General features: G+C 72.3%; 6 protein-coding genes. 3 read left to right on the plus strand and 3 right to left on the minus strand.

Going from position 1 to position 12,096, the window contains the following annotated elements; translation table 11 throughout:
- Positions 1 to 64: 64 nt before the first annotated feature.
- The 3 genes from JYK02_RS24880 to JYK02_RS24890 all read left to right on the plus strand — a co-directional run bounded on the left by JYK02_RS24880 (position 65) and on the right by JYK02_RS24890 (position 7,129).
- Entirely contained in the window at positions 65 to 1,948 is a 1,884-nt protein-coding gene (locus JYK02_RS24880; protein WP_207054559.1) for a lipase maturation factor family protein, read from the plus strand.
- Between the two features lie 109 nt (positions 1,949 to 2,057).
- Complete coding sequence (locus JYK02_RS24885) at positions 2,058 to 6,161, plus strand: protein kinase domain-containing protein (protein ID WP_277991405.1); 4,104 nt, start codon at positions 2,058 to 2,060, stop codon at positions 6,159 to 6,161.
- Between the two features lie 116 nt (positions 6,162 to 6,277).
- Entirely contained in the window at positions 6,278 to 7,129 is an 852-nt protein-coding gene (locus JYK02_RS24890; protein ID WP_347402568.1) for an Ig-like domain-containing protein, read from the plus strand.
- A gap of 57 nt (positions 7,130 to 7,186) precedes the next feature.
- On the opposite strand, the gene traB is transcribed toward JYK02_RS24890, so the two are convergent.
- The 3 genes from traB to JYK02_RS24905 all read right to left on the minus strand — a co-directional run bounded on the left by traB (position 7,187) and on the right by JYK02_RS24905 (position 12,075).
- Complete coding sequence (traB, locus tag JYK02_RS24895; protein ID WP_207054561.1) at positions 7,187 to 8,818, minus strand: outer membrane exchange protein TraB; 1,632 nt, start codon at positions 8,816 to 8,818, stop codon at positions 7,187 to 7,189.
- Positions 8,815 to 10,872 (minus strand): outer membrane exchange protein TraA, encoded by a 2,058-nt coding sequence (gene traA / locus JYK02_RS24900; RefSeq protein ID WP_277991437.1) that lies wholly within the window; start codon positions 10,870 to 10,872, stop codon positions 8,815 to 8,817. Before traA ends, traB begins: the two co-directional genes overlap by 4 nt.
- Before the next feature lie 138 nt (positions 10,873 to 11,010).
- Positions 11,011 to 12,075, minus strand: coding sequence for a hypothetical protein (locus JYK02_RS24905; protein ID WP_242588881.1), 1,065 nt, complete (start codon positions 12,073 to 12,075; stop codon positions 11,011 to 11,013).
- Between the last annotated feature and the right edge of the window lie 21 nt (positions 12,076 to 12,096).

Here is a 12,096-nt window from a genome sequence, read left to right on the forward strand (position 1 = left end):
CTTTGTCCCCTTCGCATCCCGCCCACCGCGCGCACCTTTGTCGTCGGGACGAAGGAGAGACCTGATGCGCGCGATGACCGGCGGGCCGAGACCGCTCGTGCTGTTCGATGGGGACTGCGGCTTCTGCAAGCGCTGGGTGGCGCGCTGGCGCCAGGACACCGGAGGCCGCGTGCGCTTCGCCCCTGGGACGGGCTGGCTGCGTGCGCTGCTGGGCGTTCCGAAGAAGGACATGCTGCGGGCGATGCAGCTCGTGGAGCCATCGGGGCGCCGCTCGTCGGGCGCGGAGGCCGTCTTCCGCATGCTCGCCTGGTCGCCCCGCTGGAGCACGCGCGCGGCCGCGCGCCTGGGGCTGCTGCCCGGCGTGCGGCAGGTGGCGGGCGCGGTGTACTCGGTCATCGCGCACAACCGCCGGCGTGCGTCGCGTTGGGACACGTGGTTGTTCAGCCGCGTGACGGAGCCCGCGGAGCACCGGCTGGTGCGCTGGGCCTTCATGCGGCTTTTGGGCGGCACGTTCCTCATCGCGTTCACGTCGCTGGGGAAGCAGGTGCTGGGGCTCTACGGAGAGAAGGGCATCCGTCCCATCCGCGACCTGGCGCAGTCCGAGCGCTGGGCCGCGCAGGGCCGGTGGCGCCGTCCCTCCGTGTTCTGGCAGGACGCCTCCGACGCGGCGCTGGTGCGCGGCTGCCGCGTGGGGCAGGCGCTGTCGCTGGCGCTGCTCTTCAACGTGGCCCCGCGCCTGAGCACGGGCGCGCTGTGGGGCCTGTACCTGTCCTATGTGTCGCTGGGGCGCGAGTTCCTGTCGTTCCAGTGGGACGTGCTGCTGCTGGAGATGGGGCTGTTGGGCGCGCTCACCGCGCCAGGCGGCGTGCGGCCCGGGCTGGGGAAGCGGGACGTGTCCGCGCTGGAGGTGTTCCTCTTCCGGATGCTCGTGTTCCGCCTCTACTTCGGGTCGGGCGTGAGCAAGTTCCACTCGGGGGACCGGACGTGGCGCGAGCTGAGCGCGTGCGACGTGTACTTCGAGACCGCGCCGCTGCCCACGCGCGGAGGCTGGGCCGCGCACCAGTTGCCGCGCTCCGTGCGCCACGCGGGCACGGCGGCGGTGCTGGCGGCGGAGACGGCGGTGCCCTTCCTCGCCTTCGGTCCCAGGCGCGTGCGGCAGGCGGCGTTCGGGATCTTCTCCGCGTTGCAGGCCGCCATCATGGCCACGGGCAACTACGGCTTCTTCAACGTGCAGTCGCTGGCGCTGGGGCTGTGGCTGCTGGACGACGGGGCGATGCGGCGCGTGCTGCCAGCGGGGCTGTGGCGTGACGCGGAGCCGGCGCGGCGGCCGTCGGTGCTGGACACGGCGCTGTCCGCGGCCACGGCGGTCCCGGTGCTCACGATGGGCACGGTGGAGCTGCTGCGCCGCATGGGGTGGTGGCCTCGCGGTCCGGAGCGGCTGGTGCGAGCGGTGGACTGGCTGGAGGACCGGATGCTGCCGCTGCACTCGGTGAACGCCTACGGGCTGTTCGCGGTGATGACGGTGGACCGGCCGGAGATCACCGTGGAGGGCTCGGACGACGGCGTGCACTGGGTGGAGTACCCGTTCCGTTACAAAACGTCCGCGCTGGACCGGCCGCCGCGCCAGGTGGCCCCGCATCAGCCCCGGCTGGACTGGCAGATGTGGTTCGCCGCGCTGGGGTCGCCGCCCTCGTGGTTCCTGGCCCTGCTGGAGCGGCTGCTGGAGGGCTCGCCGGAGGTGCTGGGACTGTTCGCGTCCAACCCCTTCCCGGACCGTCCGCCCCGGATGGTACGGGCGGTGCTCCACGACTACCGGATGACGTCCCCGGAGGAGCGCCGGCACACCGGGGCCTGGTGGAAGCGCGAGCGGCGCGGGCTGTATGTGTCGCCGCTGACCCTCGCGCCCGGGTCCTCCGAGCAGGCGGGGCGGCTGACCTGGTACGTCTGACCCGCGCCCCGACCCCGGCCGTCACGCCCGGTGCGCCAGGACCCCACACGCCAGCGACAGCGGCGAATGACTCCCATTGGGAAAGCGGCGCGCCGGGGACTGGCGGGGGATGGGGATCGCTGGGTACGGTGCAAGGGCGATGGTGTCCGGTGCTTCCCCGTCTTCCCTCATCTTCGGCAGGTACGCGGTGCTGCGCCGCGTGGCCGTGGGGGGCATGGGGGAGATCTTCCTGGCGCGCCAGGTGGGCGTGAGCGGCTTCGAGCGCCCCGTCATCCTCAAGAGCCTGCTGCCGGACCTGCTGGAGCACGAGGGCTCGGTGGAGATGTTCCTCGACGAGGCCCGCGTCGCGGCGCACCTGAACCACCCGAACGTCGTGTCGCTGTACGAGGTCGGCGCGTGGCAGGGCACGTTCTACATCGCCATGGAGTACATCGAGGGCGAGAACCTGGGCCGCCTGGCGAAGGCGGCGGCGAGGGCCGGCACGCCGCTGCCCCACCGCGTCTGCGCGCAGATGATCCGCGACGCGGCGCTGGGGCTGGACCACGCGCACCACGCGCGCGACAGCCAGGGCGCGCCGCTGGAGCTGGTGCACCGGGACATCAGCCCGCAGAACATCATGGTGCGCCTGGACGGCCTGACGAAGGTGGTGGACTTCGGCGTGGCCAAGGCGACCATCCGCGCCAGCCGCACGCGCACGGGCGTGCTCAAGGGCAAGCTGCGCTACATGTCGCCGGAGCAGGTGCGCAACGAGCCCGTCTCCGGCACCAGCGACCAGTTCGCGCTGGGCGTGGTGCTGTGGGAGCTGTGCACGCGCCGGCCGTTCATCGACACGGACAACCCGGCGGAGGCCATGCGGCGCATCGCGCTGGCGGCGGTGCCCCGGCCCTCGCAGTTCGTGGAGGGGCTGTCGCCGCTGTTGGAGCAGATCATCCTGCGCATGCTCCACCGCGCGCCCGGTCAGCGCTTCGCCCGGTGCGCGGACGTGGCGCGCGCGCTCCAGTCCTATCTGGATGAGGTGCCAGAGGCGCCGGGGGAGAGCGTCTCCGCGGTGGTCACGCGGCTGGTCGGTGAGACGGTGCTCGCGAGGCTGCGCGACGCGGCCAGCGGAGAGCCCGGGCTGCCGCAGGCCCGCGAGCCCTCCAGCGTGTCGTGCCCGCGCTGTGGCCAGTCGACCAGCGCGACCAACCGCTTCTGCCCCGCGTGTGGCAACTCGCTCACGCCCGCGTCCGGGGGCCGCGCGCCGAAGCTGCCGATGATGCCCGTGCTGCGCGAGCCGCCCGTGCACCTGGGCGACGAGGACATCCCCGACGCGCCGACGGCCAAGGCGCCCGCCGCCCAACGCGACGACGGCGCCGTGCACGAGCCGCCCACGGATCCAACGATGGAGGTGCCCGCGCCGCTGGCCTCCGCCCTGGCCGAAGCGCCGCTGGACTCCGAGGACGACGACGCACCTCCGGCCCTGGGAGACGAGGCCCCGGGCCCCACGGTGAAGATCCGCGCGATGGACGCGCAGGCGCAGATGCGCCGGCTCACGCTGCTGGTGGTCGTGGGCGAGCCGGCCCACGCGGCCCGGCTGCGAGAGGCGGTGGCGCAGGCCGCGGTGCGCCACCATGTGGAGGCGCTGTCGCTGTCGGACACGCACTGGTGTCTGTCTTTCGGCCTGCCACAGGCACGCCCCGACGATGCGACACGGGCCCTGAAGTGCGCGGAGGACCTGGGGAGCGCCGTGCCGGGACTACGGCGCGGCCTGGAGTCCGGCGTGGTGCGCGTGAGCGCGGAGGCTGGATCGCCAAGGCCATTCGGCCTGGAGTCCGACGGCCTGCGCGCGGGTGCGGAGGGCGGGGCATCCCGGCTGTCCAGCATGGAGTCCGGCGGAATGCGCGCGGGCGCGGAGGCAGGGGCATCCCGGCCATCAGGCCTGGACCCCAGCGGCGTGCGCGTGAACACGGAAGGCGGGGCATCCCGCCTGTCTGGCCTGGGGCTGGAGCGGACGCAGGCGCTGGCGGACGCGGCGGCCCCGGGCGAACTGCTCGTGGGCGCCTCCGTGAAGGCGCTGCTGGTGGAGGCGGGTGGGGTGCGCATCGGCGTGGCGCGCGAGCTGCCCGGCGGCACGGCGTGGCGCGTGGAGTCCGGTGCCTCCACGGCCCGCGTGGACACCCTGGTGGGGCGCGACGAGGCGCTGGCCCAGGCCCGGGCGGTGGTGGACTCCGCACGCAAGGGCGAGGGCGGCGCGCGGCTCTTCGTGGGGCCCACGGGCGTGGGGCGCAGCCGTTTCCTGGAGGCGGTGGCGGAGCTGGCCACGGGCACGTCTCCGCGCGTGGTCTACGCATGGGGCGGAGACCCCCGCTCCGCTGGAGCACTGGGGCTGTGGCGTACGGTGTTCACCGCGCTGTCGCGGGCCGCCGCGGGCGCGGAGGCATCGCTGCCGCCGCTGTCGGGCCTGGGCTTCTCCGAACCAGAGGCCGCTGCGCTCTGGCGGAGGCTCGCGCGGGGCGCTCCGGTGGGCGGACACCTGCCGGCGGGAGACGGGGCGCTGGTGGACGCGCTCCAGCGCGTGGCGAAGCCCTCCGGCCTGCTGCTGCTGGTGGACGACGTGCACCGCGTGGACGCCCCTTCGCTCGAGCTGCTCGCGGGCGTGCTCGCGGCGAAGGACACAGGCGTGGCGCTGGTGGCCACGGGCGACGTGGACGCGGTGCCCACGGCCCTCGCGTCCCTGCCGGTGACGGTGCTGGAGGGACTGTCGCCGTCGGAGCTGAACGCGCTGCTCACCGCGAGCCTGGGCATGGCCCTGTCGCCGTCGCTGGAGCGGGCGGTGGCGGACCGCGTGCGCGGCAATCCCGCGCATGCGCTGGCGCTGGTGCGGCTGCTCGTCGCGGTGGGTGTGTTGCAGCGCACGGAGAACGGCTTCCAGGCCAATGGCCCGCTGACGGCCGCGCTGCTGCCCCAGGGCCTGGGCCAGGCGCTGGGCGCGCGGTTGGAGCTGCTGCCCGCCGCGTCGCTGCGCTTCCTCCAGCGGGCCGCGGTGGAGGGCTCGCTCTTCTCCGCGGAGCTGGTGCGCGCGTCGCTGAGCGCCTCGGACGGCGCGGAGGTGCTGGACGACACGGAGTGGGTGGTGCCCGTGCCCCAGCAGCCCGGCATCTTCCGCTTCACGCGCGAGGAGGCCCGGCAGGTGCTGCGCGAGCGCCTGTCGCCCTCGCAGCTGCGGAGCGCGCACCAGGAGCTGGCGGAGACGCTGGAGCAGGAGGCGTTCACGCAGGAGCCTGCCCGTGAGGTGCGGGTGGCGGATCACCTGCTGGGCGCGGAGGCCCCCGGCGCTCCTGCCGCGTGCGAGCGCGCGGGAGACTGGTTCGCGGCGCGCGGCGAGTGGCGCGCGGCGGTGGACTTCTACCGCTGGGCCCTGGGCCGCACGCCCGGCGCGACGGCGACGGTGGTGCGCTGGCAGTTGGACGTGCTCGCGCGCGCGGCGGGGTGCCTCACGCAGACGGACCCCGCGGCCGTGGACGCGCTGGTGACGCCGTGGCTGGACCGCGTGCCGGTGATGCAGACGCCGGGCAGGTGGGCGGAGGCCGCGCGGCGGCTGGCCGTCGCGGAGCTGAAGCTGGGGCGCGTGGAGGACGCGGAGGTGCGCCTCTCCATGGTGCAGGGGCCGGCGGGCGCGGATCCGGAGGTCGAGGCCCGGGTGCTGGGCGAGCTCGCGCGGGTTCGCGAGGCCAAGGGCGAGACGACGGCGGCGGTGGAGCTGCTGGCGAGGGCCTTCCAGCGCATGGGCAACCGGACCGCGCACGCGGCGGACTTCTTCTGGGAGCACTACGTCCTGCTGGGGCGGCTGCAGCAGCGGCTGGGGCAACTGGACCGGGCGCGGGTGGCCTTCACGCGCGCGGCGGAGCAGGCGCGGTCCGTGGGCAGCGCGGTGGGCCAGGCGCGGGCGCTGTCGCAGCTCGCGGGCCTGCGGGTCCTCGCGGGCGAGCCGGCCCAGGCGCTGGCGGACCTGGAGCGCGCGCTGACCCTGGCCGAGCAGGGCGGTGACGCGCAGGAGGTGGCGCGCATCCACTTCAACGCCGGGCGCCTGCTGGTGGCGGGCGGACGGGTGCCGGAGGCCCGCGAGCGGCTGGAGCAGGCGAGGGAGCGCGCCCGGGTGGCGGGCTGGCGGGAGGGGGAGGCCCTGGCCGCGCAGGTGCTGGGGACGATGGAGGCCCGGACCCCGCGCCGCTGAAAATGGCCGGAAGTCGTCAGCAGGCGTGCAGGCGCACGGACTTCGGCGCGGGCGTGCGCGGTTTTCCCGCCCGTCGAGTGCTCAGCCGGTAGACTTCCCCGCTCCCTGAAAGCCCCGTGCCTGCCTTCGTGAAGACGTCACGTCCACCGTCCCTTTCCCTGTTGGGTTTCCTCGCGCTGGGCGTCCTCGGTGCCTGTGGACCGTCGCCCACGACCATCACGCTGGAGCCGCCCGAGCAGCGCTACCTGCGCACGCAGGGACAGCACGTGCCGCTCAGCTACACGGTGCTGGACGCGGACGGGCGCAAGATGATGGACACGCGCCTGCGCTGGACCAGCTCCGCGACGGACGTCGCCTCCGTGCAGGAGGACGGCACGGTGGTGGCGCGCAAGTCCGGCAAGACCATCATCGGCGTGCAGGGCGGACGCGCGAAGGCGGCGCTGCCGCTGGACCTCACCATCCTCGCGTCGCTGGACGTGCGCGCGCCGGGCGCGGACTTCGTGGAGGTGGGGCGCACCATCAAGCTGCGCGTGGTGGCGCGCAATGAAGCGGGCCACGTCATCCCCGACGCGGAGCCCACCTTCCGCTCCAGCAACGAGGCGGTGGCGCGCGTGGAGAACGGCGAGCTCATCGCCGCGACCGCCGGCGTGGCCACCGTCACCGCGACGCTGGGGCACCTGAGCCGTGCCATCGCCGTGCAGGTGGTGCCGCCGGACTTCGTCCGCCTGGGGCTGAACCTCACCTCGTACACCTTCAAGAAGAAGGGCCAGTCGGTGATGGTCCAGGCGCGCGCGTACAACCGCAACGGCGTGGCGCTGGAGAAGGTGCCGCTGGAGTGGTTCAGCTCCAACACCGCCGTGGTGACGGTGTCGCCCGAGGGCCGCGTGACGGCCGTGGGCCAGGGCCGCGCGGTGGTGTCGGTGGTGGCCGGCCGCCGCCGCACCGCCGCGGACTTCATCGTCGAGTAGGCCGGTGTTTCGAAGTCCGGGCCCGCCGCGGTGGAGCGGCGGACCCTGGGACTTCCGCTACGGCTTCTTCGCGGGAGGCGCGGCGGGCTTCGCGGGCGCGGGCTTCTTGCCGCCCTTCTTCTTGGACGCGGCCTCCACGTCATCCGGGCAGGGCGGGCGGGGACCGTCGCTCGGCGGCTGGATGGTGAACTCGACGCGGCGGTTGAGGGCCCTGCCTTCCTCCGTGTCGTTGTCGTACTTGGGCATGCTGCGCCCGAAGCCCTGCGAGCACACGCGCTCCGCGGCGACGCCGCTCTCGATGAGGTAGTTCTTCACGCTTCTGGCGCGGCGCTGGGACAGCTCCAGGTTGTACTGGTCGCCGGCACGCGAGTCGGTGTGACCCTCGACGAGGATGCGGTCCATCTCCGGGTTCTCCTCCATCACCCGCGCGACCTCCTCCAGCACGGGCAGGGACTCGGAGAGGATGACGTCCTGGTCGGTGACGAAGTTCACCTGCTCCAGGATGACGATCTTGTTGCCCGACTTGCGCGCGAGCGGACAGCCGTCGCGGCCGCGCTTGCCCTGCGGGACGTCCGGGCACTTGTCGATGCGGTCCACCACGCCGTCGGAGTCCGCGTCGGTGTCCGGGCAGCCGGCGTTCTCCACCGGGCCCTCGAGGTTGGGGCAGCGGTCGCGCTCGCCGATGACGCCGTCGTTGTCGGGGTCCACGGGCGGCGGGGGCGGCTCGGGCGGCTCCTTGAAGCGCTCGATGGCCTCCCACTCACGCGTCTTGGCGGGCACCCAGATGATGGACGTGAAGAAGCTCAGGTTCGGCGACGCCAGCGAGCACCCGCAGCCCAGGCCGCCGCCGAAGGTGAACGTGACGCCCAGCGAGCTGTACCAGCGCAGGCCGATGAGCAGCTCCGCGGGAATCTGCCGCTCCTGGCCGGGCGCCTTCTTGAGGCCGAACGCGCCGTTCACCATGCCCAGCGCGGTGATGCCGCTGCCGCGCAGCAGGGGCACCTCCGTGCCCAGGCCGAACGGCGCCATGTCCCCCAGCTGCGTGCCGCTGAAGATGATGTCCGGCCGCTTCCAGAAGCCGCCGTTGAAGGCGAGGAGGATGCCGGACTCGAAGCGGTAGTCGAGCACCAGGCCCGGCGCCCAGGTGAGCTCGCCGTCGCCCGCGAAGGCCTCCTGGACGCCGGTGGGGAAGGAGACGTTGAGCGTGAGCGCGGCGCCCCAGCCATGGCCTTCCGCGGAGCGGCGGAAGCCGGGGACGGCCACCTTGGCCATGAGGCGCAGGTCGCCCAGGGCGAAGCTCTCCACGGGTCCTTCGGTGCCGATGACCTCCAGGTTCTGGCCGCCCTGCAGCATCACGAGCGGCAGGTCCACGCCCACTTCGGCCCAGTCGAAGAGGCCCACCATGGCCATGACGTCCAGCTGGAGCCGGTTGCCCACGAGGCTGATGGAGCCCAGGTCTCCGTCCTTGGGGACGAGGGAGAGCGGGTTGAGCGAGTAGCTGAAGTAGGGCCCGGCGGAGACGGACAGGTGGGACAGGGGCCGGGACTGGGTGACCATCACCAGGTCCTGCGGCGCGCCGGACGGGCGGAAGACCTGGATGTTGAAGCGCGGATCCGGCGCGGCGTGGGCGGCGGTGGACAGCGCGAGGGCCAGCAGCAGCGGGAGGAGCGGCGTGCGGGAGGGCTTCATCGGACGCGGCGGGCGGAGCGCAGGAAGAGGAAGCCCAGGGCGAGGGTGACCAGCATGGCGGTGCTGCCGGTGGGAGTGTCCTCGGCGGTGGTGCCACAGCAGAAGGCGCCGCCTTGAGGCTCGGTGCCCGGCTTGCGGCGGCCGCGTTCGCACTGCTGGGTCTCGGCGGAGCAGAACTCGACGCCCAGGCAGTCGCCGCTGTCGGTGCAGCTCTCGAGGCAGGTGTTGGTGGTGACGTCGCAGGTGCCGCCGCAGGGGCAGTGCGCGTCGGCGAAGCACTCGACGCACGCGGAGCCGTCGCACACGAGCCCTGCCGCGCACGTTACCGCGCAGGCGCCGGTGTTGGAGCAGGTGCGCGTGGTGGGGTCACAGGTGCCGCTGCCGCAGTCGGAGTCGTTGACGCAGCCGACGCACACGCTGTTCTGCACGGTGCCGTCGGAGAGGCAGAACGGGGTGTCCTCGCCGCACGAGTCGCAGCGGGGGCCGCAGCGCTTGTCGGTGGTGCAGGAGCTGCACTCACCGCTGACGCAGGTCTGGCCGTCGCCGCACTCCAGGTCGTTGCGGCACTGGACGCAGACCTCGCCGTCCAGACAGTAGGGGCGCTCACCGGGGCACTTGGAGCAGCCGGGGCCGCAGCGGTCGGAGGTGTTGCACTCCGGGACGGAGTCGACGCAGGTGCCGTTCAGCGTGTCGCAGGTCTGGCCGTTGGCGCACTGGCTGTCGGTGGTGCACTCGACGCAGGACGGCGGGGCGCCAGGGGTGGGCGCGGCGCACTGGGTGCCATTGGGGCAGCAGTTGCAGGAGTTGCCGGCGCAGGAGTCGTTGGTGTTGCAGGGCGTGCAGACGTGGTTGGAGCACGACTCGCCACGGTCGCATTGGGTGTCTTCGTTGCACTCGACGCAGGTGTTCGCGGTGAGGTCACAGACCTGGCTGCCGGGGCACTCCGCGTCGGCGGTGCACTGGACGCAGGTGAAGTTCGGTTCGTCGCAGACCTGGCCGGAGCCGCAGTCGGTGTCGCGGACACAGCCGGTGCAGACGTTGGTCGTGGTGTCACAGCGGCCGGTGGCGCAGTCGCTGTTCTGGGTGCACTGGACACATGCGAACTGGCCGCTGACCTGAGCGCAAATGGGCGCAGTCGGTCCGCACGGCGAACAGGTGTCACCACACAGAAGGTTCGTGTCACAGGGCGCGCAGAGCGCAGCGGAGTTGCAGTAGTAGGACGGACCGCAACTGCCATTGCCTTGCTCGTCCGCGTTCAGCCGATTGCATTGAACGCACTGATCCAGGTTGGCCGGGAACGACGGTCGGCCGGTTTCGGTCTGGAACAGCTGCGCAGGCTGTATCAGCGAGAATCCGGCGGTGTTGAGCGGGACGACTGGAACCTGATTCGCCGGGCGGTCGTAGTCCGTGAACGCGCCGTCGAGCACTACAAACTCCAGGGCCGCATGCTCCACGATCTGCACGTAGAGCAACTCCATGGGATAGAGCCCGGATTGGGTAAAGGTGACGGAGTTGGTGGTCCGTCGCGTGGCTGCACCAAGTTCCGGTGGCCGGATAACGATGGGGTAGCGCCTTTTGGCCTTGTCGAACAGCACGAGGCTGATGGCGTCGTCGGCGTAGAAGCCGAAGTGCAGGACACGCCCGACCATGGCCTCGGTGACGTTCAGATAACCACGAAAGCGGGAGACGAAACGCGTGGTCGAATCGTTGTAGTGGAAGGGGCAGCCGCCCTGGCTGCAGCCCGAGACCACGTTGACGAAGTCGCCGTAGCTCAGCACGCGACCGTCGTTCAGGTTGTTTGACAGGTCGAACGCGGAGCGCAGCACGGAAGTCATGCGCGTCGCGCTGTTCTCCTCCATGTAGATGTTCAGGTTCTCGGTGTAGTTCGACTGACTCTGCGGGTACTCTGCCGCTGGGCGCGTCCACACGTTGGACGCCATGCAGAGCCCTGTACCGGTATCCGTGGGCGATGGCGCCGCAGGAGCCCCCGTCACCACCACAGCCGGCAGCTTCTGCGCCACGGCGGGCGCGCTCGCGAGGCACACGGCGAGCAGGGACAGCGCGGCAATCGCGTGGACGGGGAGGGGAGCTGTGCGCAAAACGCGCGCAGCCTTACAGATTAGGTTGATGTTCTCAACCTTCCGTCCCTCGGAGGGACAGTCAATCAGGACAGCACGTAAAACCTGTAACCGTCACACGCGGCGGCACGCGACGTCCCCGTCCTGCGAACGGATGAACGCCGCGGCGAGCTCGCTGCCCAGGGCCGCGCACAGCACCTCGTACGTCCGCCGCCGCGCCCCGCCGAAGAAGCCCGGCTGGCGGGTCAGCGTCTCCGGGTGACGCACGAAGACGTTGTACCCGAGGATGCAGCCATCCGCGCGCAGCACGGTGATGCCGTCGGTGGCCATCATGCCGCGCAGGAGCTGCGCGGTCGCCCGCACCGCCGATGCCGCGCTGCCGTCCTGGGTCGCATGGTGCCGGTCCAGCATCGCCACCACGTCCATGGGCCGGGGCAACAGGATGCCGTCCACGAACAGCGCCGAACCCGCGCGCTCCCGGGGCAGCACCGCCACCAGCGTGCCGTGCGAGGACTGCATCACCTCGAACAGCACCCGCCGGAAGAAACCTCGCGCGTGCTCGCGGCTGGAGGGCAGGACCTGTTCGGTCACCGCGCTCGCCAGCGCGTCCAGCACCACCGAGGGCGGCTCCAGGTCGATGCGCGCGCCGGACAGGTACACGTGCCGGCACAGCCCGCCGCCGCCGCGCAGCTCGATGATGTTGTCCGCGAGCTGCAACACCCCCACCACGCGCACGCCCCGGTCCGGCGCGTGCCGCAGGCGCTCCAGCGGCGTCTCCGCCAGCGGGAACGGATCCGTCCGGAAGATGCCGTAGGTGAGGCCCACGGAGTCGCGCACCAGGTACAGCGCCCACCAGCGTCCCTGTCCCAGCGGCGCGCACTGCTTGAGCGCCCGCTGGATGGTGGCGCGGTTGCGCGGCCCCGAACCGAGCGGAATCGGGTCGTGCCCGCCCAGCAGCTCCATCATCGCGCCCAGGTCGTCACCCAGGAACGCGGTGGGGAACAGCAGCGCGCCCTCCTCGCGGTAGCGCGACAGCGTCACCAGCAGCTCGCTCAGCGCGTCCGCCGTCTGCGGACACGTCATGTCCGCCTCGTCGAGGAACGCACTGACGGACTCGGTCAGCAGGTGGCGGAATGACAGGATGAGAGGCGAATTCGCCTCCGGGCCCGGACCGGTCATGGCGGACCGAGCATGACGCAT

The organism is Corallococcus macrosporus (assembly GCF_017302985.1).
Classification (GTDB): domain Bacteria; phylum Myxococcota; class Myxococcia; order Myxococcales; family Myxococcaceae; genus Corallococcus; species Corallococcus macrosporus_A.